This window comes from Bacillus sp. VA15 (assembly GCF_055721145.1).
Window position 1 is genome coordinate 372,275 of the sequence record NZ_JBVQPQ010000004.1, and the last position, 26,802, is coordinate 399,076.

A 26,802-nucleotide genomic window follows, 5' to 3' on the forward strand; every position below is an offset into this window, starting at 1 on the left:
TTTCAATTTAGGTGATAATCTCATTAGAATGGAAGATCGTCATCCGAGATGTCAATCGGTTTGCCGTCGTTGGCAAATGGGTCATCATTAAAGCTGTTCCCCTGATTGCGTTTCTGGTTGTTTTGATTTCCCCCGAATGGATTATCATTTTGGCCTCCGCCAAAGTACTGGCCTCCGCCGCTATTTCCTTCGTTGTATCCACCTGAACCAGAACCGCCGCCGTTTTTCGGCTCAAGAAATTGAACACTTTCAGCTTGGACCTCAGTCACGAAGACACGCTGTCCTTGCTGGTTTTCATAGTTTCTTGTTTGTAAACGGCCATCTACGCCTGCAAGGCTTCCTTTTTTCAGGAAGTTTGCAACGTTTTCGGCTTGTCTTCTCCAAGTGACACAATTAATGAAATCGGCCTCACGTTCTCCGGACTGGTTCGTAAATGTACGATTCACAGCAAGAGTAAACGTAGCAACAGCCGCACCGTTTGGCGTATAACGAAGCTCTGGGTCTTTTGTCAGTCTTCCGACTAATACAACTCGGTTAAGCATAAGAAAGACCACCTTTTACCATTATATATTTCAAAATTGCTTATTCTTCTTCTTTAACAACAATGTGGCGAATGATATCGTCACTGATCTTAGCTAGACGGTCAAATTCTTGAACTGCCGCAGCGTCAGCTTGAACGTTTAAGATTTGGTAGAAACCGTCGCGGAAATCGTTGATTTCGTAAGCAAGACGACGTTTACCCCAATCCTTTGTTCCAGTGATCTCCGCACCGTTAGAAGTCAGAACGTTGTTGAAACGCTCGATAACTGCTTTTTTAGACTCATCGTCAATGTTTGGGCGGATAATGTACATAACTTCGTACTTTCTCATCTGTTTGCACCTCCTTTTGGACTAAGCGGCCCATAATGGGCAAGGAGCAATAATTCTATTACTCACAATTTTATATTATACCAAAGCTCTTGTCCCTTTACAACTGCATCCTATACATTAAATCGGAAATGAATAACGTCTCCGTCTTGAACAACGTACTCTTTTCCTTCGAGACGGACTTTTCCTGCTTCTTTCGCTCCTGTCATACCGCCGCCCGCAAGAAGATCCTCATAAGCAACAGTTTCAGCACGAATGAAGCCGCGCTCAAAGTCACTATGAATAATTCCTGCACACTCAGGGGCCTTCATGCCTTTTTTGAATGTCCAAGCTCTGACTTCCTGTTCTCCGGCTGTGAAATATGTTGCAAGGCCAAGAAGGGAGTATGATGCTTTGATCAACTGATCAAGCCCTGATTCTTCAATGCCAAGCTCTTCAAGGAACATTTGCTTTTCATCGCCTTCAAGCTCGGCGATTTCGGATTCGATTTTCGCACAAACAACGATAACTTCTGCATTTTCGCCGGCAGCGTACTCGCGAATCTTCGCTACATTTTCATTGCCAGACGGATCAGCTACTTCATCTTCACTTACGTTTGCAACGTACAAAATAGGCTTCGAAGTCAGTAAATGAAGCTGCTTCACAAGCTTTTGCTGCTCTTCAGTGAACTCAACAGAACGAGCAGGCTTTTCACTCTCAAACGCTTCTTTCAGTTTAGACAGAATCTCAAACTCAAATACAGCTTCTTTATCTTTTTGCTTCGCAAGTTTGCTGACGCGTGTAATCCGCTTTTCAACTGTTTCCATATCAGCGAGGATCAACTCAAGGTTGATCGTTTCAATGTCATCAATCGGATCAACTTTTCCAGAAACGTGTGTAATGTTGTCATCAGAAAAAGCACGGACAACGTGGCAAATTGCATCAACCTGGCGAATGTGAGAAAGAAATTTGTTACCGAGTCCTTCTCCTTTAGACGCACCTTTTACGATCCCTGCAATATCAGTGAATTCAAAAGCAGTCGGCACAGTCTTCTTCGGTTTGACCAGCTCAGTCAGCTTTTGCAGACGATCATCAGGTACTTCTACAATTCCCACGTTCGGATCAATTGTACAGAACGGGTAGTTGGCTGATTCGGCACCGGCCTGTGTAATTGCGTTAAATAGCGTTGATTTCCCGACGTTTGGCAAACCAACAATTCCAGCTGTTAAAGCCATTCTTTCATCTCCTCTATATAAAACCGTCATTGTATAAACGTATTTTGAACCTAGAGCAATTATAAGGAGGTTCACTGGAAAAGACAAGCTGACAAAAAAGCATTTTCAGCCTGCCAATCCCTTTGGTTACGCTTTTTTCAAGCCTACTAAACAGTCAAAAAGCGTGCTTCCCATTCCATTATCAGAATTTGTATCATTTGTCAGTGCATTGACTGAACCTCCAAAAGCCGCCCACATGCCTTCATCTATATTAATCGTCTTCGGGTGAGCCTGCTTCATCACTTTCACCTTGCCCGTCAAGCGCCCGCGGTCATTAAAGATGGCAACCTCGTCTCCGTCCTGAAGGTTCTGCTCCACCGCTATGTCTGGAGAAATATCGACTTGAATATGCTGAAGCTTTTCAATAAACGGCACATGCTGAGAATGATTAGAACGCTGCGGATGAATGGACAACAGCGTGTAAGGATACTTTCCAGCTAAATCCTCATTATGGAAAGCAGATTCTTCGGGCACATTTAATTGAAGCAAGCCGCTAAACCCTTTTTCCTCAGCTAGCGACGAAGTAAATTCAAATTTTCCGCTCGGCGTCAAAAACTGATAGTCATCCCACGGCACTTGCTTGACTGGAAGAGGGAGATGGCCTTTTTCTTTCAGTCGCTCTAGCGTCACATCCTCTGCCTCCAATGAAGAAAGCCCCATTTCCAAAAATTCTTCAGTGCTGTGTTCAAACAACTCGCCAAATCCAAGGCGTTTTGCAAGCTCTGACCAGATCCAGCTGTCCGACTTCGCTTCACCCTGCGGCTCCACAAGCTTTTTCCCGTATTGAACGTAATGGTGATACATGCTGGAATAGTAGATATCCTCTTCTTCAAAAACAGTGGCTGTCGGCAAAACATAGTCACATAGCTTTGCCGTATCCGTCATGATAGAATCAATCGCTACCGTCATCGGAACCTTTTCAAACGCTTGTCTCACTTTATGTGTGTTTGGCACCTGGGTCAACGGGTTTCCGCACGTCACGATAATCATCTCGATCGCTGGATCAGCAGCCGTTAGTACCTCTTCAGCCTGCGTCATCATTGAAAACGAACGTGATGTTGTTTTTAACTCCGGGAGCGTCAGCTTCGTTTTCGCAAAGCTCTCACCTATTTGGACATTCCCGAAATTCGCGCCGCCACCTTTAATTCCGACATTTCCGCTTGCCGCAACGAGTGCATCAATCCAGCGAATCGTTCCGCCCCCGTTTTTATAGCGCTGCATACCAAGCCCCATAAAAGTAGACACCGGGCCATCGGCATACAAACCGGCCAGATACTCCAGCTCCTCCATAGAAGTTTCTGTTTTTACAATAAACTCTTCTAGAGAAACGGTGTTCAAAAGCTCTTTTACATCATCAAAACCGACAGAGTGCTCAGAAATAAATGTCTCATCCGTTCTCCCTGTCTCAATCAGAACCTTCAAAACAGCTGCCGCAAGCCAGCCATCCATTCCCGGCTTTACAGAGATATAGCGGTCTGCAAGCTTGGCAGTCGGATTGAAGATCGGGTCAATCACAGTAATTGTGGCGCCCTTTTTCTTCACCTGCTGCAAGTGATGGTATAAGTGCATATTCGTTCTGGATACATTTCTTCCCCACACAACAACATGTTTGCTGTTGTAAATATCAAGCGGGCCGTGCCCATACGAACGGCCGAAATCCCAGCTTTGTGCCTCGATACCGGAGCCCCAGCATATGCTTCCGACGATTTCAGTCACGCCGCCATACCCATTAAAAAAACGCTGGTCTAGCGCTTTTAACAAACCGTTATTCGCATAATCGTGGCTGTGCAAAACAGCAGTTGTCTCCGATTTTTCCTTGATCTCCCGAAGTTTGCCGGCAATTTCATCAAGTGCCTGATTCCAGGAAATTCGCACAAACTCGCCATTTTGTTTTTTCATCGGATAGCGGAGCCGCTGAGGCGAATTTGTTTTTGTCTCAAGCATTCTGCCGCGGCCGCAGATTTTGCCTTCCGTAATCGGATGGTTCGGATCTCCGTCCACCTTTGTTACCTTTCCGTCTTCAACAGTCACCAAAAAGCCGCAGCTGTCCCAGCAATTCAGCGGACATGCTGACTGATGCACTTTGCTCATCGCCGTCTTCTCCTTACCTTCTATATGAAAAAGCATGAGTGCCGGCCTTTTTACGAAGTAGGCTCCTCATGCTTGACAAGTACTTTTTTTAGTTTTCTTTCAAATTCTTTTCTCGGAATCATTACACTGTGAGAACATCCCTCACACTTAATTCGAATATCCATTCCCATGCGTATAATTTTCCAGCTGTTCGCTCCGCATGGATGCGGTTTTTTCATTTCTACGATATCATTCAGGCCAAAGTCTTTATCCGCCAAGACCCTTCACCTCTTTTCATAAACTGCTGTATCTATTGTACAAAAAAACTGATCATAAGAGCAATCAAGATATCTGAAAAGAAAGGTATCCTCTTATTTCCATTTACTCAAAATAGGATATAACAGCAGACAAACTAACAAATATAAATTCAGCATCCCGTATATCGGATACAAGAACGCGATCAAATCAGAAAACCCGAAAGAGGTAAATGGCACCATTAACACTAACAGAATCAACACAATCATCCATCTTGGCATATGAACAAACGCCATCAGCCGGCTGGACAGCCCCAGCAAACCAGCTACCGTCGTCGTGTAAATCGCCAGACAAAGCACCGCCGTCATACATAAAAAAAGGAGATAAGGCGCTCCCTCCAAAACGGCAAACAACGGTATTTCAAACTGGGAAAGGGAGCCCGCCAACTCCACTAACGTTTCATTATAAACAAAAGAGATCACGCCAAAAATAAGTCCGCTTGCCACACTGGCGATTTTCGCTTCTCCGAGTCCTTTCATTTCTTTCCCAACGGAGGATAAAATCGCGACAACTGAAAGAATGTTTAAAGAGGTAAACGTAATGCTCGCAGGCCAGTTATACTGCCGAGTCAAATCAATCGTCCACGTATGATGATGGGTGCTCTGAAAGGAGATCAGCGCATACAGCAGCCCTGCTACTAAAACAGGTATTAAAAAACCATTTACTGATAATATTCCTTTCACATCCCAGAAAAACAAACACACGGTCACGATACAAATCAGCGCGATTCCCCACCAGAAAGGAAGCTTGTACATTTGCAGGGTCACACCGCCTCCGGCAATCATCACCATAGTCGTCGAAAACAAATAAAAAACGATGAGGACATCATAAATTTTCGCCAGCCATGGTCCCATCAAATGCTCCAGAACCGGCAGAAAATGAGTGGATTGAACCTTAAAACTGATTTTCATCACAATATAAGACGAGAAAATGAACATGATTGTAAACAGCACAATAGCAAGTCCGCTTTCCGCCCCAAAAAACTGCCATATCTCCTGACCGCTCGCATATCCGGCCCCGATCAGGCTCCCTAATATGAGCAGCATCCACTTCATTCCGGCTCTCCACAACATCATCACCTCATAGCACAGAGTTCAGCTTTTTCCCGTTATTGTTACTATATAAATAACTGAAAGCAAACATGCCATATTTTCATAGACATTGACCACAAGGTGAAATTATCATACAAAATACACATAAAAAAGACTGCCAATGAAGGCAGTCTAAAACGGGATATTAATTTGTCAGTGGAAATAAGGTAAGAACCTCTGTATGCATCTTCACCCCGATATCCTATGCTGCCGAAATAGATAATGTATTGTATGACAAGAAACAGACGGATTGAAATCACTTCTGATCCCAGAATCCTAAACTTTGTCGGTATTGCCCTTCCAATGTAGACATCTATGCATTTTCAACTGTTTTGTAAGCAGACCACAGCTTGATCATAATAGAGGCATTGGAGCACAATACTTATAACCAACCCCTCTAAGCACTCATATCAATCCTCTATTTTTGAAAATATCCGGTGTCTACACAAAGCATAAAAAATCATACTGCTGGATATACTGTAAACAACCTTACATAACTAGGCACACACCATAGCAATTCTGTTACCTACTATAACAAGGAAGTGAAACCTATGAATCGAAAAGGCGGGCTTTTTTCCTCTCAGGAACGAGTAAAGCAATATGTTTTACATACAGATGCAGCAGCAGCAAAACAAATCCAAACCATCCTTTCTTCATCCTTACGTAAAGCTGCCGGCAAACCAATTGTCGTGGTTTGTATCGGAACAGACCGTTCAACCGGTGATTCATTAGGCCCGCTCGTAGGAATGAAACTCAAACAAATGCCACTCACCAGATTCCATGTCTATGGAACCCTATCTGATCCCGTCCATGCTGTGAACATGAAGGATAAAATCAATGACATTCAAAAATTACATAAAAACCCATTTATTATAGCGGTCGATGCATGCTTAGGACGCGTTAAAAGTGTAGGATCGTTTCAAATCGGAGAAGGGCCATTAAAGCCTGGGGCTGGTGTGCAAAAAGACCTTCCTGAAGTGGGAGATCTTCATATTAACGGAATTGTGAATGTGAGTGGTTTTATGGAATACTTTGTATTGCAAAATACAAGGCTACACTTAGTCATGAATATGGCAAATGTTCTTGCAGAAGGATTGAGTTTAACAGATCGAACAGAGTGGAGGCAGGAACGCCTTAACCCGCTGCAAAGGCTCACTGGACGAATATAAAACAAAAACCATCTTCGCTTGAAAGATGGTTTCTTTATTTATGATTCTCGTTCAGACAAAAGTTCTAAAATCCGGTCAAGATCTTCATTAGAGAAAAATTCGATTTCGATTTTACCTTTTTTCTTTTGTCTTTTAATATTAACCGTTGTTCCAAAATAATTTTGGAGATAAGATTCCCGTTCTTTTAGAACCGCGTCTTTCACAGGTTCTTTTTTCTTTGTTTCACGTGAAACATTCTCATTTAACTGCTGAATCAGCTGCTCAAGCTGGCGAACATTGAGCTGCTCCGCAATCACTTTTTGTACAAGCGGTTCAAGCTTATTTTTGTTTTTCAGGCCAAGAAGCGTGCGTCCATGCCCCATGGAAAGCGTACCATCGGCAATAAGCTGCTGAATGTTTTCTGGCAATGTCAGCAATCTTAAATGATTCGCAATATGCGGTCTGCTTTTCCCAAGACGTTTGGCAAGCTGTTCTTGCGTGAGATCTAAGTGTTTCAGCAAGGAGTCATAGGCCTGAGCCTCTTCAAGCGGCGATAAATCTTCACGCTGAAGGTTTTCCAATAAAGCAATTTCTCTCATTAAAGCCTCTGATAATTCACGGACAATCGCCGGAACTGTGTCTAAACCCGCCAGCTTTGCCGCTCGAAAACGCCGTTCCCCCGCAACAATATCATAGCCTTTTAAAGATTTTCTGACGATAAGAGGCTGAAGAATGCCATGCTGCAGCACAGATTCTTTTAGTTCAGCTAATGCCTCGTCGTCAAAGTGTTTTCTTGGCTGATAAGGATTAGGGCGTAAATCGGCAACTTTAATTTCTTCAACTGTCTCTTCAGACAAATCGACCTGATTAAACAACGCATTAATCCCTTTTCCAAGGCCTTTAGCCATTCGCAGCCACTTCCTTTGCTAAATCTAAATATACTTCCGCACCTCTTGACCGCGGATCGTATAAAATGATGGGTTTTCCGTGACTCGGTGCCTCGCTCAGACGGACATTACGCGGAATAACCGTCTTATATACTTTATCTCTAAAATATTTTTTAACCTCTTCAATGACTTGAATACCGAGATTCGTCCGGGCATCAAGCATTGTCAGCAATACACCTTCAATCATTAAATCAGTATTCAAATGCTTTTGCACAAGACGTACTGTATTTAATAACTGGCTGAGCCCCTCCAGGGCGTAATATTCGCACTGTACAGGAATCACAACGGAATCTGAGGCAGTAAGCGCGTTAATCGTCAGCAGCCCCAATGACGGCGGACAATCAATGATAATATAATCATAATTCTGCTTTACTGCTTCAAGCGCCCTCTTCAGTCTCACTTCTCTGGAAATCGTCGGAACCAACTCGATTTCAGCTCCAGCAAGCTGAATGGTCGCAGGAATCACGTCCAAGTTCTCTACTGTCGTTGCTTTAATAATATCTATTACATCTGCATCATCTACTAAAATATCGTACACACACTGCTCTACATCGGCTTTTTCAATCCCTAATCCGCTTGTCGCATTCCCCTGCGGATCAATATCTACCAGCAGAACCCTTTTCCCTATGTAAGCTAAGCATGCCCCAAGGTTGACAGACGTCGTTGTTTTGCCCACTCCGCCTTTTTGGTTCGTAATTGCTATGATTTTTCCCACGATGTCACCTACTTTCACATGAACATGTACTATCTTGCTTCTATTCTATCAAAAAAAGATTAAAGCGTTTCATTTTTTTCATCATTTTGTTCCGATTCAGAAGGGAAATAATTGAAAATTCAAGCTTGTCATATGCTTTCTCTTATAAATTCTGCAATTTCTATGTTTTTTTGACTTAAAAAAGGAATTTCTTAAAGAAAAAAAGAAGAAGTTACAGTGCAGAACGTACAGGACGGTGAGAATATGGTTTATAAAACAAAGAGAGATATACCCGTTACGCTGATGATTTTGTTCCTTATATTACTGATACAAGCAGATGCCATTGTTCCTTTTGTGCTGGGTAATGTGAGGGGTTCAGGCTGGATCATTTTTACTCTGCTGACTCTTTTAAATGTGCTCATCATTTGGAGCTTTATTGATCTGAAATATGTATTAAGGGCACATCATCTGATCATTAAAGCCGGACTGATCAAACATCAAATTCCTTACGAAAAAATCGACAAAGTGGTTCAAAAAAAGAAGCTGTGGTCAGGTTTTCGTCTGATCGGCTCTCGTCATGCCATCACGATATATTATCAGAGAGGCTGGGGACATGCAGTGATTTCTCCGCAAAATACTGAAGAATTTATCCACAAGCTCGAAGAAAAGAATTCCAATATAACATTATCCACTAAAAGTAATTAATTTCCTTTTACAATAAGAATAAAAGCTCTCCTGCTTTTCAGGAGAGCTTTTATTTTGGTATGCGAATCGTTAATTGAATATATTCTTCAAATTCTTCTTCTTCCGTATTCAATTTTACACCGCTGTCTTCAACCATTGATAGTGACTGGCGAATCGTGTTCATTGCAATTCTTGTATCTCTGCTGAACGCTTTGCGTCTCGGCTTTGGTTTTCTTTGGCCTTGCTCCAGCATTTTCACCACGCGGTCTTCCGTCTGCTTTACATTTAAACTTTTCTCAATAATCTCTGTGAGCAGTGTGACTTGGAGCTCAGGCTGCTTCAGCGGAATCAGCGCTCTGGCATGACGCTCAGTGATTTTCTTCTCCATAATCGCGTCTTGGACCGGCTGAGGCAGCTTTAATAACCGCAGCTTATTCGCAATTGTGGATTGCCCTTTTCCTAAACGCTGTGCGAGTGCTTCTTGAGTTAAGTCATGCAGTTCAAGAAGCCGTGCATAGGCATGCGCTTCCTCAATAGAAGACAGTTCTTCCCGCTGCAAGTTTTCAATTAACGCCACAGAAGCGGTTTCCGTGTCGGAAAAATCCTTAATAATAGCCGGAATCTTTTCCCACTCGAGCGATTGTACCGCTCTCCAGCGTCTTTCACCTGCAATGAGTTCGTATTGGCCCTCTTCTTCTGTATGCCTGACAACAATCGGCTGAATAATGCCGTGTGTATGGATGGTCATTGCTAACTCTTTGATTTTTTCATCTGAGAAAATGGTGCGTGGCTGAAAACGGTTGGGAACGATAGCATTTACCGGTATTTCCAGAATCTCTTCTTTGTTTGTCTCATGTTCAGCAATCTCCGGTTCCTGTTCCTTCTCACCAAGCCCGAAGAAACGAGAGAATGAATGCTTCATGTACCTACACCACCTTTAAAAACTGCCATTTTTATAATTCTATTTTCTCATGGTTTTTCCTGCTGTACATCCATCAATTTTGATGAAAATATGATGGTATTGTCATATCAGGCTGTCTAAATTACCCTTCAATTGGCGATTTATTAGGAGTTCCCGGTTTTCTTGGATACTTCTTAGGTGTATTTTTTGTCTTGCGTATCACCATAATATTACGATCGCTTTCTTCAATAGGCAGCTTAAAGGAATGGATATTCTCAAGTTCTCCTCCAAGCGTCGTGATTGCTTTTTTGCCGGCATTCAGTTCTTCTTCAGCTGATGCGGCTTTTAAAGCAACAAACAAACCGTTTTTCTTCACCAGAGGCAGACAAAGTTCGCTCAAAACAGATAGTCTTGCAACTGCTCGCGCCGTCACAATATCATAGCTTTCCCGTACGTCTTTCCGCTGTCCGAATGTTTCAGCTCGGTCATGGCAGAAGTTCGTATTCTCCAATTGCAAAGCTTCAGACAACTTTTCTAAAAATGTAATCCGTTTGTTTAGTGAATCCACGATTGTGACATGGAGGTGCGGAAAGCATATTTTAATCGGAAGACTCGGAAAACCCGCTCCCGCTCCGACATCACAAATCGTGTTCACTTGATTGAAGTCGACATAAAAAGCAGCTGTAATGGAATCATAAAAATGCTTAAGATACACTTCTTTTTTCTCTGTAATTGAAGTCAGATTGATTTTTTCGTTCCATTCAACCAGCATGTCGTAATACAGCTCAAATTGCTCCAGCTGACGGGGAGAAAGGGAGATCCCTTTTTCCGCCAAACTAGAAGTGAATTCTTCAATATTCATGCCGTCATCCTTTCTACTCGGCTATCTTCGCAATGCGTCCCTGCTCTAAATACACCAATAGAATTGAAATGTCCGCCGGGTTTACACCGGAAATACGGGAAGCTTGGGCAACAGACAAAGGACGCACATTTTTCAGCTTTTGACGCGCCTCAGTCGCGATCCCTTTGATTGCGTCATAATCAATTCGATCCGGAATTTTTTTGTTTTCCATCTTCTTCAGTTTTTCCACTTGTTGAAGGGATTTTTCAATATATCCTTCATATTTCACTTGGATTTCTACTTGTTCTGCCACGTCTTGCGGAACCGGCACTTCTGGCGGCGCCAGTTTTGTGACTGTTTCATAGTTCATTTCAGGACGTTTCATCAAGTCTGTGCCGCGAACTCCATCTTTCAATTCGCTTCCGCCAAGAGAACGGATATATTCTTGATTTTCCGGTGACGGCTTGATAATCACAGAGTGCAGACGTTTTTTCTCCGCTTCAATCGCCGCTTTTTTCTTCTCAAAAGCTGCATATCTCTCATCAGAAATCAATCCAATGCGGTGTCCGATTTCTGTCAGACGCAAATCAGCATTGTCATGGCGAAGAAGCAATCTGTATTCAGCACGTGATGTCAAAAGACGGTATGGTTCATTGGTTCCTTTTGTTACAAGGTCATCAATCAGAACACCAATGTAGGCGTCAGAACGGCTTAGAATCACTTCTTCTTTTCCAAGCGCTTTTCGCCCTGCATTGATTCCCGCCATAATCCCTTGTCCCGCAGCCTCTTCATAACCGGATGTTCCGTTAATTTGGCCTGCAGTGTAAAGATTTGTGATTTTTTTCGTTTCAAGTGTCGGCCATAGCTGTGTCGGTACGATCGCATCGTACTCGATCGCATAGCCGGCTCTCATCATTTGCACGTTTTCAAGACCAGGAATCGTTGCAAGCATTCTTTGCTGTACATCTTCTGGCAGACTTGTAGATAACCCTTGGACATAGACTTCCTGCGTATTTCTGCCTTCCGGCTCAAGGAAGATCTGGTGACGCGGTTTATCATTAAATCGGACAACTTTATCTTCAATGGACGGACAATATCTTGGGCCCGTACCTTTGATCATACCGGAATACATCGGTGAACGGTGCAGGTTGCTGTCAATAATCTCATGTGTCTCAGGGCTTGTATATGTCAGCCAGCAAGGGAGCTGATCTGTAATATATTCCACTGTTTCATATGAGAAAGCGCGAGGCACATCGTCACCAGGCTGAATTTCCGTTTTGCTGTAATCAATCGTGTCGCTTTTGACGCGAGGCGGCGTACCTGTTTTAAAACGAACGAGGTCAAAGCCCAGTTCCTCCAAATGCTCAGAAAGCTTAATAGAAGGCTGCTGGTTATTCGGACCGCTTGAGTAAGACAGATCACCAAGAATGATTCGTCCTCTTAAATATGTCCCTGTCGTCATGACAACTGCTTTCGCACGATAATGTGCGCCGGTTTGTGTAATAACACCGCGGCATTCGCCGTCTTCAACAATCAGCCGTTCCACAATTCCTTGCAGCAATGTTAAGTTTGGTTCTTTTTCAAGCGTATTTTTCATTTCGTGCTGATATTGGAATTTGTCTGCTTGCGCACGCAATGCACGGACCGCAGGACCTTTTCCAGTATTCAGCATTCTCATTTGAATATGCGTTTTATCGATGTTTCTGCCCATTTCTCCGCCGAGCGCGTCAATTTCGCGGACGACAATCCCTTTTGCGGGACCGCCGACAGACGGATTACATGGCATAAATGCAACCATATCTAAGTTGATGGTCAAGACAAGCGTTTTGGCGCCTTGGCGTGCTGATGCGAGGGCAGCCTCAACACCGGCATGCCCGGCGCCAATCACAATCACATCGTATTGGCCTGCTTCATACCCCATGATTCTAGTTCCTCCTTTTATTATTTTCCTAAACAGAATTGAGAAAAGAGCTGATCAATTAAGCTTTCGTGGACAGAATCTCCGATGATTTCACCCAAAAGCTCCCAGCATCTTGTAAGGTCGATTTGCACCATGTCGATCGGGACATCCTGTTCGATGCCGCTAAGCGCATCTTCAATGGCACGTTTTGCTTGCTGTAAAATAGAGATATGACGTGTGTTGCTGACATAAGTCAGATCTCCGCTTTCAATGGCACCCGTGTAGAACAGCGATTGAATCGCTTCTTCCAGATCATTGACGCCTTCCTCTTTTAATAGAGATGTCGTGACAACAGGACGTCCATTGGCAAGCTCACGGACACGCTCACTGTCAATCTTCGCCTCAAGGTCAGTCTTATTCATAATCACGATAACGTCCATGCCCTCAACGGCTTCAAAAAGCTTCACGTCTTCTTCAGAAAGCTCTTCACTATAATTAAGCACGAGTAAAATCAGGTCCGCTTCCTTTAGAACCTGGCGAGAACGTTCAACACCGATTCGTTCAACAATATCCTCTGTTTCACGAATACCTGCTGTATCAACCAGACGAAGTGGAACGCCCCTTACATTAACGTATTCCTCAATTACATCCCGAGTCGTTCCTGGAATATCGGTTACAATGGCTTTTGCCTCATGAACGAGGCTGTTCAGAAGAGATGATTTTCCTACATTCGGCCGGCCGATAATGACAGTAGAAAGACCTTCCCGCAAGATTTTTCCTTGCTCAGAAGTCCTCAGCAGCGCCTCAATTTCTTTTTTCACGGCGGTTGCCTTTTCAACCAAAAGCTGATGCGTCATTTCCTCTACATCATCGTACTCCGGATAATCTATATTTACCTCAACGTGAGCCAGCGTTTCTAAAATCTCACTGCGTAAACGGCGCACCAAAGCAGAAAGACGCCCTTCCATTTGATTCATGGCGACGTTCATTGCCCGGTCCGTTTTCGCTCTGATTAAGTCCATAACCGCTTCCGCCTGTGAAAGATCAATTCGGCCGTTTAAAAACGCGCGTTTCGTAAATTCACCAGGCTCTGCCAGTCTCGCTCCCTCTCTCAATGCGAGCTGAAGCACTTGGTTCACAGTCACAATTCCCCCGTGACAGTTAATTTCGATGACATCTTCACGTGTAAAAGTTCTCGGTGCCTTTAACACTGATACCATTACTTCCTCTACGACACGATCCGAAGGTCTGTCTACGATATGACCATAATGAATCGTATGTGATTCGACCGAGCTGAGTGTTTTTCCCTTCGGCCCTTTATAAATTTTATCTGCGATTTGAATTGCTTCTGGTCCGCTCAACCGTACAATCGCAATCGCGCCTTCTCCCATCGGAGTGGAAATTGCTGCAATTGTATCCATGCTGTTCACCTCTCTTTACTTATACTTTCATCTATATAAAAAAATTTTTATTATGCCAAAACTAAAAGATAACATAGTTTGGTTCGAAGTGGAAGATGTGTTATCCACAGAATTAGGAATTCGCCTCCTATTACTTTAACTTATCCACATGTGAATAACAATTAATTTTATTTCCTGAACTTCCTTTTTATCAACAGGATACACCTAAAAAGAAAAAACTTAAACGGCAAAAGCTTGATATGACTAGGAAAAATAGATTTTTCTCATACAAAAAAACCGAAATCCGCTTTTTATCGGACTTCGGTTTTATGCTATCTTTTATGGGAAATAACGAGATGGCGATTTTCGCCTTCACCCATTGAATATGTTTTGATCTGGTGATTTGCATATCCAGAAAGAGTATCATGAATGATTTTTCTTTCACTGGACGGCATAGGTTCAAGATGAACTGCTTTTTTCGTTTTCAAGACCTGGTCTGCAAGCCTGATGGCCAGCTGACTCAGTGTATCTTTTCTTTTCAAACGATAGTTTTCTGCATCCACCGTCACATTTTTATATTGGCCTGGATAACGATTAAGGACAAGCTGTGTCAAAGTTTCAAGGGCATTTAAGGTTTGTCCTCTTTTCCCAATCAACAAGGCCGCTTTTTCACCTGTTATATGGAAACTCACTGTCTTTTTGCTTTCTTGAACAGTCACATCAGACTTCCCGGCAATAGCCTCAGCAATTGTTTGAAGATAAGACTTCGCTTGCTGAATCGGATCAATCTTTTCAACCAGCTTTACGACCGCCGGCTTTTTACCGAAAATACCGAGAAACCCTTTGTTTCCCTCTTCAATAACGGTAATTTCTACCTTATCCTTCGTTAATTCCATCTCTTGCAATCCAGACTGTACTGCTTCATCGACATTTCGCCCTGCAGCAGTCACATTCCTCACTTTTTCTTTCCTCCGGCTTTTTCCGGCTCAGGATTTTTTTTAATATCTGGTCCTTTAATGAGGAAAGTTTGTGCAATCATAAATAAGTTACCGACTACCCAATAAAGAGAAAGAGCCGCCGGGAAGTTGATCGCAAATACGATAATCATAATCGGCATAATCCAAAGCATCATCGCCATTTGCGGATTTTGCTGCGCATTTCCCGCCATCATCAGTTTTTGCTGAACAAATGTAGCAACACCCGCAACGATAGGAAGAATATAGAAAGGATCTTTTTCTCCTAAGTCAAACCATAAGAAACTATGCTCTGAAATCGCCTGTGTTCTCATGATCGCATGATAGAATCCAATTAAAATCGGCATCTGGATTAAAATCGGGAAACATCCCGCCAACGGATTGACACCATGCTTTTGGAATAAAGCCATTGTTTCCTGCTGAAGCTTTTGCTGTGTTTTTTGATCCTTTGAGCTGTATTTTTCTTTAAGCTTTTGCATTTCCGGCTGTAAAGCCTGCATCGCTTTCGAACTTCTCAGCTGCTTAATCATCAGCGGTAAAATTAATAAACGAATTAAAATGGTAACAAGAATAATTGATAGTCCATAGTTATCTCCCGTCAATTTCGCTACATACGTAATGAGCTCAGACAATGGATATACTACGTACTTGTCCCAAAAATGCGGACTATCTGCAGTGATTGGCTCCTTCACACTCGAGCACCCAGCCAAAAGCATGAATACGCCAACCATACTAAATAGCAACCCTATTCTCCTTTTCAACAACATTTCCTCCTATAATTAATCTTTACACTCTTTTATTGCAAAGCATACTTGTATGTATTTTAGCATCTTTCAGTTTTAAATGGTGTCTTTTTCTGATCAACCAGAAAGGAAGCGCTTTTAAAAGTTGTAAGAAAGCAGTGACAATGCCTACTTTGACGAAGATTTCTTATATAAAGAAGACTTCCTGAATAGATGCTGCAGACTTTTTTTCGTTTCCTCATATGTCAGCTGGCTCGCCGGTTTTCTGGCAATAATGATGTAATCCTTTTCCTTCAGTCTCTCTTTCTCTTCAAGAAAAGCCTGCCGAATCAAACGTTTGATCCGATTTCGCATCACAGCGTTGCCAATTTTTTTGCTGACGGAAAGCCCGACGCGCAGCTCATCGTTTTCAGGCTGATCAAGCGTATATAAGACAAACTGGCGGTTCGCTATTGATGTCCCATGCTTAAACACTTTTTGAAAATCTTCATTTTTCTTTAAACGATTTCGCTTCTTCAAATGACTCACTCCGATACTGGCTGGCAGAAACTTTTAAAATTTATTATGAAAATGAGATGCATTAGAACCAGGGAGCATACCCCGGTTCATCATGCATCACACCTATCTTTTCCCATAAAGTGAAAAAAGACCACTGACATTATTCAGTGGCCTAAGCTGATAATACTTTTCTGCCTTTACGGCGACGGCGTGCTAAAACTAGACGACCGTTTTTTGAACTCATACGGCTTCTGAAGCCATGAACTTTACTGCGTTTACGGTTATTCGGTTGGAATGTTCTTTTCATTTATGACACCTCCCTCGAGGAATAGCTGTTAAAGACAGTCTTACTTATTATATTTGCGTTACCTATTCATTGTCAACTTCACTAGTGCTTTTATTTCTTGCAACCATAATAGGATACCACACCTTCCCGACTTTCGAAACCTTATTTTTTAGATTCCTTAATTTAACGAAAAAAAGTCAGAAAAACTGCTCTAAAAATACGAATGTGGATATCTTTTTAGCTCTTTTTTAATATCCACATTGGTTATCGACAACATTTTCACATTACCAACCCCTGTGGACAAGATTTTTTCAACAGGTTGTCCGCTTTGTGGATAAGATTGTGACAACCATTGCAAGCTCTCGTTTAATTTGGTATTATATTTGTGTTTTAACTCTTGATTACTAATCTTACCTTTACTCTTTATCCACAAAGTGTGGATAAGTTGTGGATTGATTTCACACAGCTTGTGTAGAAGGTTGTCCACAAGTTGTGAAATTTGTCGAAAAGCTATTTATCTACTATATTATATGTTTTCAACATTTAATGTGTACGAATGGTAAGCGCCATTTGCTCTTTTTTTGTGTTCTATAACAAAGAAAGACGCCATTTTCTATGAAAAGGAGGGACGTGCCGGAAGATGGAAAATATATTAGACCTGTGGAACCAAGCCCTTGCTCAAATCGAAAAAAAGTTGAGCAAACCGAGTTTTGAGACTTGGATGAAGTCAACCAAAGCCCACTCACTGCAAGGAGATACATTAACGATCACGGCTCCCAATGAATTTGCCAGAGACTGGCTGGAGTCCAGATACTTGCATCTGATTGCAGATACTATATATGAATTAACCGGGGAAGAATTGAGCATTAAGTTTGTCATTCCTCAAAATCAAGATGTTGAGGACTTTATGCCGAAGCCGCAAGTCAAAAAAGCGGTCAAAGAAGATACATCTGATTTTCCTCAAAATATGCTCAATCCAAAATATACTTTCGATACTTTTGTCATCGGATCTGGAAACCGATTTGCACACGCTGCTTCCCTCGCAGTAGCGGAAGCACCCGCGAAAGCTTACAACCCTTTATTTATCTATGGGGGCGTCGGCTTAGGGAAAACACACTTAATGCATGCGATCGGCCATTATGTAATAGATCATAATCCTTCTGCCAAAGTGGTTTATCTGTCTTCTGAGAAATTTACAAACGAATTCATCAACTCTATCCGAGATAATAAAGCCGTCGACTTCCGCAATCGCTATCGAAATGTTGATGTGCTTTTGATAGATGATATTCAATTTTTAGCGGGGAAAGAACAAACCCAGGAAGAATTTTTCCATACATTTAACACATTGCACGAAGAAAGCAAACAAATCGTCATTTCAAGTGACAGACCTCCAAAAGAAATTCCGACACTTGAAGACAGATTGCGTTCACGTTTTGAATGGGGCCTGATTACGGATATCACGCCGCCAGATTTGGAAACGAGAATTGCGATTTTACGAAAAAAAGCCAAAGCGGAGGGCCTCGATATTCCGAACGAGGTTATGCTTTATATCGCAAATCAAATCGACAGCAATATTCGGGAACTTGAAGGAGCATTAATCAGAGTTGTTGCTTACTCATCTTTAATTAATAAAGATATTAATGCTGATCTGGCCGCTGAGGCGTTGAAAGATATTATTCCTTCTTCAAAACCGAAAGTCATTACGATAAAAGAAATTCAGAGGGTAGTAGGTCAGCAATTTAATATTAAACTCGAGGATTTCAAAGCAAAAAAACGGACAAAATCAGTAGCTTTCCCGCGACAAATCGCCATGTACTTATCAAGGGAAATGACTGATTCCTCTCTTCCTAAAATCGGGGAAGAGTTTGGAGGCCGTGACCATACGACCGTTATTCATGCGCATGAAAAAATTTCAAAACTGCTGGCAGACGATGAACAGCTTCAGCAGCATGTAAAAGAAATTAAAGAACAGCTTAAATAGCAGGACCGGGGATTAATCGGGGAAAGTGTGAATAACTTTTCAGAAGTCATACACAGTCTGTCCACATGTGGATAGGCTGTGTTTCCTGTCTTTTTCACAACTTATCCACAAATCCACAAGCCCTACTATTACTTCTACTATTTTTTTAAAATATATATATTAATACATTATCCGTTAGGAGGATAAAAATGAAATTCACGATTCAAAAAGATCGTCTTGTTGAAAGTGTCCAAGATGTATTAAAAGCAGTTTCATCCAGAACTACGATTCCCATTCTGACTGGTATTAAAATCGTTGCATCAGATGATGGCGTATCCTTTACAGGAAGCGATTCAGATATTTCAATTGAATCCTTCATTCCAAAAGAAGAAGGAGATAAGGAGATCGTCACAATAGAACAGCCTGGAAGCATCGTTTTACAAGCTCGCTTCTTTAGTGAGATTGTAAAAAAACTGCCGATGGCAACTGTAGAAATCGAAGTGCAGAACCAGTATTTGACGATTATCCGTTCTGGCAAAGCTGAATTTAATCTAAACGGTCTGGATGCTGATGAGTACCCGCACTTGCCGCAGATCGAAGAGCATCACGCGATTCAAATTCCAACTGACTTGTTAAAAAATCTAATCAGACAAACAGTATTCGCGGTGTCCACCTCAGAAACACGCCCTATCTTGACAGGTGTAAACTGGAAAGTGGAGCGAAGTGAATTATTATGCACCGCGACGGATAGCCACCGTCTTGCTTTAAGAAAAGCGAAACTTGATATTCCAGAAGACAGATCTTATAACGTCGTGATTCCGGGAAAAAGCTTAACTGAACTCAGCAAGATTTTGGATGACAATCAGGAACTTGTAGATATCGTAATCACAGAAACCCAAGTTCTGTTTAAAGCGAAAAATGTTTTATTCTTCTCGCGGCTTCTGGACGGAAATTATCCGGATACAACCAGCCTGATTCCGCAAGAAAGCAAAACAGAAATCATTGTGAACACAAAAGAATTCCTTCAGGCAATTGATCGTGCATCTCTTTTAGCCAGAGAGGGACGCAACAACGTGGTGAAGCTGTCTGCAAAACCGGCTGAATCGATTGAGATTTCTTCCAACTCACCTGAAATTGGAAAAGTTGTTGAAGCGATTCTTGCTGATCAGATCGAAGGTGAGGAATTAAATATCTCATTTAGTCCAAAATATATGCTGGATGCACTAAAGGTGCTTGAAGGAGCAGAAATACGGGTAAGCTTTACAGGCGCAATGAGACCTTTCTTAATTCGCACACCGAATGATGAAACGATTGTACAGCTTATCCTTCCTGTCAGAACCTATTAATCCGATACACTGCTGCCGACCCTTTCGGCAGCTTTTCTATTCGGTATCTGCTCCGACAAGTTTTCCCTTTCCCTAATTCGTTTTTTTTTAGTACAATTAGATATTAGTGATATTTGAAAGAGGTCGATATAATGGCAAATCCGATTTCAATTGATACAGAGATGATTACACTCGGACAATTCTTGAAATTAGCCGATGTCATTCAGTCAGGCGGTATGGCGAAGTGGTTTTTAAGCGAGCATGAAGTGCTTGTGAACAACGAGCCGGACAACCGCCGCGGCAGAAAGCTGTATGTTGGAGATGTGGTAGAGATTGAAGGATTTGGTTCATTTCAAGTCGTCAATTAAAGCGGGTGACACTGATTGTATATCCAGAACTTAGAACTGACATCTTACCGCAACTACGACCATGCTGAACTTCAATTTGAAAATAAAGTAAATGTGATCATCGGAGAAAACGCCCAGGGGAAAACAAATCTCATGGAGGCGATCTATGTCTTGTCCATGGCGAAATCGCACAGGACGTCAAATGACAAAGAACTTATACGGTGGGACAAAGACTATGCTAAAATAGAGGGAAGAGTGATGAAGCAAAACGGGGCGATCCCGATGCAGCTCGTCATCTCCAAAAAGGGTAAAAAGGGCAAGGTCAATCATATTGAACAGCAAAAGCTCAGCCAGTATGTCGGGGCCCTCAACACCATTATGTTCGCGCCGGAAGATTTAAATCTTGTAAAGGGAAGCCCTCAAGTGAGAAGGCGGTTTCTTGACATGGAAATCGGACAGGTTTCTCCTGTTTACCTGCATGACCTTTCTCTTTACCAGAAAATCCTCTCGCAGCGAAATCATTTTTTGAAGCAGCTGCAAACAAGAAAACAAACTGACAGAACGATGCTCGATGTTTTGACCGATCAGCTTGTAGAAGTTGCAGCAAAAGTCGTCGTAAAACGCCTGCAATTTACAGCGCAGCTCGAAAAATGGGCTCAGCCTATCCATGCGGGCATCTCAAGAGGGCTTGAAGAGCTGACCCTGAAGTACCATACGGCTCTTGAGGTATCAGATCCTAAAGACTTGTCGAAAATAGGAGATAGCTATCAAGAAGCGTTTTCTAAATTAAGAGAAAAAGAAATTGAGCGCGGTGTTACGCTGTCAGGGCCTCATCGTGATGATGTTCTTTTCTATGTGAACGGACGCGATGTGCAGACGTATGGTTCTCAAGGACAGCAGCGAACGACGGCATTGTCTCTTAAGCTGGCGGAGATTGACCTGATCCATGAAGAAATCGGAGAATACCCCATTTTACTATTGGATGATGTACTGAGTGAACTGGACGATTATCGCCAGTCACACTTGCTTCATACGATCCAAGGCCGTGTACAAACGTTTGTCACAACGACAAGCGTTGATGGCATTGATCACGAAACCTTACGTCAAGCAGGAATGTTCCGTGTGCAAAATGGTGCGTTAGTGAAGTGAAGAAATGAGGTGGGCAATTGTATATTCATTTAGGTGATGACTTTGTGGTTTCAACACGAGATATTGTCGGCATTTTTGACTTTAAAGCCAACATGTCGCCTATTGTTGAAGAATTTCTGAAAAAACAGAAACACAAGGTGGTGCCTTCCGTAAACGGCACGCCCAAATCTATCGTAGTCACGGTTCAGAATATATATTACTCTCCCTTATCTTCCAGCACATTAAAAAAACGTGCGCAATTTATGTTTGAAATAGATTCTTAGAAATTTTTTATCACGAATATATCGTTTAGAAAAGTGTAGGTGAATGACGTGGCTATGGAACAGCAGCAAAACAGTTATGATGAAAATCAGATACAGGTACTAGAGGGATTGGAAGCTGTTCGTAAAAGACCAGGGATGTATATCGGTTCAACAAACAGCAAAGGCCTTCACCACCTGGTATGGGAAATTGTCGACAATAGTATTGACGAAGCCCTCGCCGGTTATTGTACGGATATCAATATCCAAATCGAGAAAGACAACAGCATCACGGTGATAGATAATGGCCGCGGTATTCCAGTCGGTATTCATGAAAAAATGGGCCGTCCTGCGGTAGAAGTCATTATGACGGTGCTTCATGCTGGAGGAAAATTTGACGGAAGCGGTTATAAAGTGTCTGGAGGATTGCACGGTGTAGGTGCGTCAGTCGTAAACGCGCTTTCAACCGAGCTTGTGGTGACGGTACACCGTGACGGTAAAATCCACCGTCAAACCTATAAACGCGGAGTTCCGGTTTCAGACCTTGAAATCATTGGCGAGACAGATCATACAGGAACGACGACACATTTTGTCCCTGATCCTGAGATTTTCACAGAAACAACTGAGTATGATTATGATCTGCTTGCGAACCGCGTGCGCGAATTAGCCTTTTTGACAAAAGGCGTAAACATCACGATTGAAGATAAACGTGAAGGACAAGAGCGCAAAAATGAGTACCATTACGAAGGCGGAATTAAAAGTTATGTAGAGTATTTAAACCGATCTAAAGAAGTTGTCCATGAAGAGCCGATTTACATTGAAGGCGAAAAGGACGGCATTACGGTTGAAGTGGCTTTACAATACAATGACAGCTACACAAGCAACATTTACTCATTTACAAATAACATTAACACGTATGAAGGCGGTACCCACGAAGCGGGCTTTAAAACGGGTCTGACTCGTGTTATCAACGATTACGCCAGAAAAAAAGGGCTTATTAAAGAAAATGATCCAAACCTAAGCGGAGATGACGTAAGAGAAGGGCTGACCGCGATTATTTCAATCAAACACCCTGATCCGCAGTTTGAGGGCCAAACGAAAACAAAGCTAGGCAACTCAGAAGCGCGGACGATCACCGATACGTTATTTTCTACGGCAATGGAAACATTTATGCTGGAAAATCCAGACGCGGCCAAAAAAATTGTCGATAAAGGTTTAATGGCGGCAAGAGCAAGAATGGCTGCGAAAAAAGCCCGTGAATTAACACGCCGCAAGAGTGCTTTGGAAATTTCAAACCTTCCCGGTAAGTTAGCGGACTGCTCTTCAAAAGACCCGAGCATCTCCGAGTTGTATATCGTAGAGGGTGACTCTGCCGGAGGATCTGCTAAACAGGGCCGCGACAGACATTTCCAAGCCATTTTGCCGCTTAGAGGTAAAATCCTGAACGTTGAAAAAGCCAGACTGGATAAAATCCTTTCTAACAACGAAGTTCGCTCTATGATTACAGCGCTCGGCACAGGTATCGGGGAAGATTTCAACCTGGAGAAAGCCCGTTACCACAAAGTTGTCATTATGACAGATGCCGACGTTGACGGCGCGCACATCAGGACACTGTTGTTAACGTTCTTTTACAGATATATGCGCCAAATTATCGAAAATGGCTACGTGTACATTGCGCAACCGCCGCTCTATAAGGTTCAACAGGGGAAACGTGTTGAATATGCATACAATGACAAGGAGCTTGAAGATCTGTTAAAAACGCTGCCCCAAACGCCTAAGCCGGGATTGCAGCGTTATAAAGGTCTTGGTGAAATGAATGCCACCCAGCTATGGGAAACAACCATGGACCCTAGCTCTAGAACACTTCTTCAGGTAACTCTTGAAGATGCTATGGATGCGGATGAGACATTTGAAATGCTGATGGGCGACAAAGTAGAACCGCGCCGAAACTTCATAGAAGCGAATGCGAGATACGTTAAAAATCTTGACATCTAATCATAAAAAGCCTTATTTCCAATTAGAAATAAGGCTTTTTTCTGAACAAGATCAGCTGCAGTAATGCTTGCAATACCTATATATTCTAGCAATTTAATGTGTATAATCATAAGTTTATTGATATAATGGAGAATAGTGAAATCGTATTGAAGGTCATAATGGACAATCTACTCCCACATATTTCATGTGATACTTCAGGGAGGTTTTTTAATGAGTGAACAAAACACACCACAAGTTCGTGAAATAAATATCAGTCAGGAAATGCGTACGTCCTTCTTGGATTATGCAATGAGCGTTATTGTGTCCCGTGCTCTTCCAGATGTACGTGACGGTTTAAAACCGGTTCACAGACGGATTTTGTATGCAATGAATGATTTGGGCATGACGAGTGACAAGCCATATAAAAAATCCGCGCGTATCGTCGGAGAAGTTATCGGGAAATACCACCCGCACGGTGATTCAGCGGTATATGAATCCATGGTCAGAATGGCGCAGGATTTTAACTACCGTTACATGCTCGTTGACGGTCACGGGAACTTCGGTTCTGTTGACGGAGACTCAGCGGCTGCCATGCGTTATACAGAAGCAAGAATGTCTAAGATCTCGATGGAAATTCTTCGAGATATCACAAAAGACACAATCGATTATCAGGACAACTATGATGGGTCAGAAAGAGAACCCGTCGTTATGCCTTCAAGGTTCCCGAATCTGCTCGTGAACGGTGCTGCCGGTATTGCGGTAGGTATGGCAACAAACATCCCTCCGCACCAGCTTGGGGAAATCATTGACGGTGTACTTGCTGTCAGTGAGAACCCGGACATTACAATCCCTGAGCTGATGGAAGTCATTCCAGGGCCTGATTTCCCGACTGCGGGTCAAATCTTGGGACGCAGCGGTATCCGGAAAGCATACGAATCTGGCCGAGGCTCTATTACGATTCGGGCAAAAGCTGAGATCGAACAAACATCTTCAGGTAAAGAAAGAATTATCGTTACAGAGTTACCTTACCAAGTAAATAAGGCGAAATTAATCGAGAAAATTGCTGATCTCGTTAGGGACAAAAAGATAGAGGGCATCACAGATCTGCGTGATGAGTCAGATCGTACAGGTATGAGAATTGTCATTGAAATCAGACGCGATGCCAATGCAAATGTTATTCTAAACAACCTATACAAACAAACTGCGCTACAAACATCTTTTGGTATCAACCTGCTTGCGCTTGTTGACGGTCAGCCAAAAGTTTTAAATCTAAAGCAATGCCTAGAGCATTACCTTGACCATCAAAAAGTCGTCATCAGACGCCGTACGGCATATGAATTGCGTAAAGCGGAAGCGAGAGCTCATATCTTGGAAGGTTTGAGAATTGCTCTCGATCATCTCGATGCAGTTATTTCTCTTATCCGTAATTCTCAAACGGCTGAAATAGCGAGAACAGGTCTAATTGAACAATTCTCACTGACAGAGAAGCAAGCACAAGCGATTCTCGATATGAGGCTGCAGCGTTTAACAGGACTAGAACGTGAAAAGATCGAAGAAGAATACCAATCTCTTGTTAAATTAATTGCAGAGCTAAAAGACATTTTGGCAAATGAATATAAAGTGCTTGAGATCATCCGTGAAGAACTCACTGAAATCAAAGAGCGTTTCAACGATGAAAGACGCACGGAGATCGTCACTTCTGGACTAGAAACAATTGAAGATGAAGATCTTATTGAGAGAGAAAATATCGTCGTCACTCTGACACACAACGGGTACATCAAACGTCTTCCTGCATCAACTTACCGCAGTCAAAAACGAGGCGGAAAAGGTGTACAGGGAATGGGAACAAACGAAGATGATTTCGTTGAGCATTTAATATCTACGTCAACTCATGACACGATTCTCTTCTTCTCGAACAAAGGGAAAGTGTATCGTGCAAAAGGGTATGAAATCCCTGAATACGGCAGAACAGCAAAAGGAATCCCGATTATTAACCTGCTGGAGGTAGAAAAGGGTGAATGGATTAACGCAATTATTCCAGTCACTGAATTCAATGCGGAGCTTTACCTTTTCTTCACAACAAAGCACGGGGTTTCAAAACGAACTTCACTGTCTCAGTTTGCTAATATCCGCAACAATGGCCTAATCGCTCTTAGTCTACGTGAGGATGATGAATTGATGGGTGTACGTCTGACTGACGGTACAAAACAAATGATCATCGGAACGAAAAATGGATTGCTGATCCGTTTCCCTGAAACAGATGTCCGGGAAATGGGAAGAACTGCGGCAGGCGTAAAAGGCATCACCCTGACCGATGACGACGTTGTTGTCGGCATGGAGATATTAGAGGAAGAATCACATGTCCTTATCGTAACTGAAAAAGGTTACGGAAAACGAACTCCGGCTGAAGAGTACAGAACCCAAAGCCGGGGCGGAAAAGGACTCAAAACAGCGAAAATCACCGAGAACAACGGCCAATTAGTAACAGTAAAAGCTACTAAAGGTGAAGAGGATCTAATGATTATTACGGCCAGCGGCGTACTCATTAGAATGGACATCAATGACATCTCAATCACCGGACGTGTCACTCAAGGTGTACGCCTCATCAGAATGGCGGAAGAAGAGCATGTTGCTACAGTAGCATTAGTAGAGAAAGACGAAGAAGATGAGAATGAAGAAACACAAGAAGAAGTGTGAGAAAAGCGCAGCTGAAATAGCTGCGCTTTTTTTGTGCCATAACCCTTTACAGTCATAAGAATTATGGTATAATCATTTCTGTTGTCTTTTAAAAGACACAAACATGACTAGCAAAAACTTTTTTAAAAAAGTGTTGACCTAGTTAACTAAAAATGTTACTATTAAGTAGTCGCTTCGAGAGGAGCACACAAAGTTCTTTGAAAACTAAACAAGACAAAACGTACCTGTTAATTCATTTTTTATAAAATCGCACAGCGATGTGCGTAGTCAGTCAAACTACTTTATCGGAGAGTTTGATCCTGGCTCAGGACGAACGCTGGCGGCGTGCCTAATACATGCAAGTCGAGCGGACAGATGGGAGCTTGCTCCCTGATGTTAGCGGCGGACGGGTGAGTAACACGTGGGTAACCTGCCTGTAAGACTGGGATAACTCCGGGAAACCGGGGCTAATACCGGATGCTTGTTTGAACCGCATGGTTCAAACATAAAAGGTGGCTTC

Annotated in this window: 25 protein-coding genes and 1 rRNA gene; 10 read left to right on the forward strand and 16 right to left on the reverse strand. The window is 42.6% G+C overall.

Translation table 11 applies throughout. The features are described 5' to 3' along the window. Positions 1–23: 23 nt before the first annotated feature. From ssbA to AC0DBE_RS13675, 6 genes are all read right to left on the reverse strand, one after another. Positions 24–542 carry a single-stranded DNA-binding protein SsbA gene (gene ssbA / locus AC0DBE_RS13650; RefSeq protein ID WP_014115887.1) on the reverse strand — a complete coding sequence of 173 codons (519 nt, stop codon included), beginning with the start codon at positions 540–542 and terminating at the stop codon, positions 24–26. Positions 543–582: 40 nt separating this feature from the next. Next, positions 583–870, reverse strand: coding sequence for a 30S ribosomal protein S6 (gene rpsF / locus AC0DBE_RS13655; RefSeq protein WP_014115888.1), 288 nt, complete (start codon positions 868–870; stop codon positions 583–585). A 110-nt stretch (positions 871–980) separates the two neighbouring features. Next, the gene (ychF, locus tag AC0DBE_RS13660; protein WP_053407040.1) at positions 981–2,081 is read right to left on the reverse strand and encodes a redox-regulated ATPase YchF; all 1,101 of its coding nucleotides are present in this window, start codon (positions 2,079–2,081) and stop codon (positions 981–983) included. 126 nt (positions 2,082–2,207) lie between these two features. Next, entirely contained in the window at positions 2,208–4,211 is a 2,004-nt protein-coding gene (locus AC0DBE_RS13665) for a molybdopterin-dependent oxidoreductase (protein WP_014115891.1), read from the reverse strand. A gap of 50 nt (positions 4,212–4,261) precedes the next feature. Next, positions 4,262–4,468, reverse strand: a complete 207-nt coding sequence (locus AC0DBE_RS13670) for a DUF951 domain-containing protein (RefSeq protein ID WP_003219236.1) — start codon at positions 4,466–4,468, stop codon at positions 4,262–4,264. Positions 4,469–4,561: 93 nt separating this feature from the next. Beyond that, on the reverse strand, positions 4,562–5,578 hold the full coding sequence (locus tag AC0DBE_RS13675) for a YkvI family membrane protein (RefSeq protein WP_014115892.1): 1,017 nt from the start codon (positions 5,576–5,578) through the stop codon (positions 4,562–4,564). Between the two features lie 569 nt (positions 5,579–6,147). Here AC0DBE_RS13675 and yyaC point away from each other — a divergent pair. After that, complete coding sequence (gene yyaC, locus AC0DBE_RS13680) at positions 6,148–6,765, forward strand: spore protease YyaC (RefSeq protein WP_472962507.1); 618 nt, start codon at positions 6,148–6,150, stop codon at positions 6,763–6,765. Between the two features lie 38 nt (positions 6,766–6,803). On the opposite strand, the gene spo0J is transcribed toward yyaC, so the two are convergent. Then, entirely contained in the window at positions 6,804–7,652 is an 849-nt protein-coding gene (gene spo0J, locus AC0DBE_RS13685) for a stage 0 sporulation protein Spo0J (RefSeq protein WP_014115894.1), read from the reverse strand. Continuing rightward, positions 7,645–8,406, reverse strand: a complete 762-nt coding sequence (gene soj / locus AC0DBE_RS13690) for a sporulation initiation inhibitor protein Soj (RefSeq protein WP_003219244.1) — start codon at positions 8,404–8,406, stop codon at positions 7,645–7,647. The genes spo0J and soj overlap by 8 nt, the downstream gene beginning before the upstream one ends. Positions 8,407–8,649: 243 nt before the next feature. Here soj and AC0DBE_RS13695 point away from each other — a divergent pair, with 243 nt between their 5' ends. Further along, positions 8,650–9,090 (forward strand): PH domain-containing protein, encoded by a 441-nt coding sequence (locus tag AC0DBE_RS13695; protein WP_472962524.1) that lies wholly within the window; start codon positions 8,650–8,652, stop codon positions 9,088–9,090. A gap of 49 nt (positions 9,091–9,139) precedes the next feature. On the opposite strand, the gene noc is transcribed toward AC0DBE_RS13695, so the two are convergent. From noc to rpmH, 8 genes are all read right to left on the reverse strand, one after another. Next, positions 9,140–9,991, reverse strand: a complete 852-nt coding sequence (noc, locus tag AC0DBE_RS13700) for a nucleoid occlusion protein (RefSeq protein ID WP_003219249.1) — start codon at positions 9,989–9,991, stop codon at positions 9,140–9,142. A 121-nt stretch (positions 9,992–10,112) separates the two neighbouring features. Continuing rightward, positions 10,113–10,832 carry a 16S rRNA (guanine(527)-N(7))-methyltransferase RsmG gene (gene rsmG / locus AC0DBE_RS13705; RefSeq protein ID WP_061187099.1) on the reverse strand — a complete coding sequence of 240 codons (720 nt, stop codon included), beginning with the start codon at positions 10,830–10,832 and terminating at the stop codon, positions 10,113–10,115. A gap of 13 nt (positions 10,833–10,845) precedes the next feature. Beyond that, a complete protein-coding gene (gene mnmG, locus AC0DBE_RS13710) occupies positions 10,846–12,732 on the reverse strand; it encodes a tRNA uridine-5-carboxymethylaminomethyl(34) synthesis enzyme MnmG (RefSeq protein WP_003226825.1) in 1,887 nt (628 codons plus the stop codon). 20 nt (positions 12,733–12,752) lie between these two features. Next, the gene (mnmE, locus tag AC0DBE_RS13715) at positions 12,753–14,132 is read right to left on the reverse strand and encodes a tRNA uridine-5-carboxymethylaminomethyl(34) synthesis GTPase MnmE (protein WP_014115897.1); all 1,380 of its coding nucleotides are present in this window, start codon (positions 14,130–14,132) and stop codon (positions 12,753–12,755) included. Positions 14,133–14,443: 311 nt separating this feature from the next. Beyond that, on the reverse strand, positions 14,444–15,070 hold the full coding sequence (gene jag / locus AC0DBE_RS13720) for an RNA-binding cell elongation regulator Jag/EloR (RefSeq protein WP_457895596.1): 627 nt from the start codon (positions 15,068–15,070) through the stop codon (positions 14,444–14,446). Then, positions 15,067–15,852 (reverse strand): YidC family membrane integrase SpoIIIJ, encoded by a 786-nt coding sequence (gene spoIIIJ / locus AC0DBE_RS13725; RefSeq protein ID WP_061187097.1) that lies wholly within the window; start codon positions 15,850–15,852, stop codon positions 15,067–15,069. Before spoIIIJ ends, jag begins: the two co-directional genes overlap by 4 nt. A gap of 144 nt (positions 15,853–15,996) precedes the next feature. Continuing rightward, positions 15,997–16,347 carry a ribonuclease P protein component gene (rnpA, locus tag AC0DBE_RS13730; protein ID WP_041521115.1) on the reverse strand — a complete coding sequence of 117 codons (351 nt, stop codon included), beginning with the start codon at positions 16,345–16,347 and terminating at the stop codon, positions 15,997–15,999. A 151-nt stretch (positions 16,348–16,498) separates the two neighbouring features. Then, positions 16,499–16,633 (reverse strand): 50S ribosomal protein L34, encoded by a 135-nt coding sequence (rpmH, locus tag AC0DBE_RS13735; protein WP_003178075.1) that lies wholly within the window; start codon positions 16,631–16,633, stop codon positions 16,499–16,501. Between the two features lie 619 nt (positions 16,634–17,252). Here rpmH and dnaA point away from each other — a divergent pair. From dnaA to AC0DBE_RS13775, 8 genes are all read left to right on the forward strand, one after another. Then, the gene (dnaA, locus tag AC0DBE_RS13740) at positions 17,253–18,593 is read left to right on the forward strand and encodes a chromosomal replication initiator protein DnaA (protein ID WP_003242674.1); all 1,341 of its coding nucleotides are present in this window, start codon (positions 17,253–17,255) and stop codon (positions 18,591–18,593) included. A gap of 188 nt (positions 18,594–18,781) precedes the next feature. Then, positions 18,782–19,918: a DNA polymerase III subunit beta gene (gene dnaN, locus AC0DBE_RS13745; RefSeq protein WP_088680205.1), complete on the forward strand. Its 1,137-nt coding sequence runs from the start codon at positions 18,782–18,784 to the stop codon at positions 19,916–19,918. Positions 19,919–20,049: 131 nt separating this feature from the next. Next, entirely contained in the window at positions 20,050–20,265 is a 216-nt protein-coding gene (gene rlbA / locus AC0DBE_RS13750) for a ribosome maturation protein RlbA (protein ID WP_003219264.1), read from the forward strand. Positions 20,266–20,280: 15 nt separating this feature from the next. Beyond that, positions 20,281–21,393, forward strand: coding sequence for a DNA replication/repair protein RecF (gene recF, locus AC0DBE_RS13755; protein WP_014112268.1), 1,113 nt, complete (start codon positions 20,281–20,283; stop codon positions 21,391–21,393). Positions 21,394–21,410: 17 nt separating this feature from the next. Then, complete coding sequence (gene remB / locus AC0DBE_RS13760) at positions 21,411–21,656, forward strand: extracellular matrix regulator RemB (protein ID WP_003219266.1); 246 nt, start codon at positions 21,411–21,413, stop codon at positions 21,654–21,656. A 54-nt stretch (positions 21,657–21,710) separates the two neighbouring features. Then, positions 21,711–23,627, forward strand: a complete 1,917-nt coding sequence (gene gyrB / locus AC0DBE_RS13765; RefSeq protein ID WP_014112269.1) for a DNA topoisomerase (ATP-hydrolyzing) subunit B — start codon at positions 21,711–21,713, stop codon at positions 23,625–23,627. A gap of 210 nt (positions 23,628–23,837) precedes the next feature. Next, positions 23,838–26,303, forward strand: coding sequence for a DNA topoisomerase (ATP-hydrolyzing) subunit A (gyrA, locus tag AC0DBE_RS13770; RefSeq protein WP_061187096.1), 2,466 nt, complete (start codon positions 23,838–23,840; stop codon positions 26,301–26,303). 281 nt (positions 26,304–26,584) lie between these two features. After that, positions 26,585–26,802: ribosomal RNA gene (locus AC0DBE_RS13775) — 16S ribosomal RNA — on the forward strand; the annotation flags it as partial.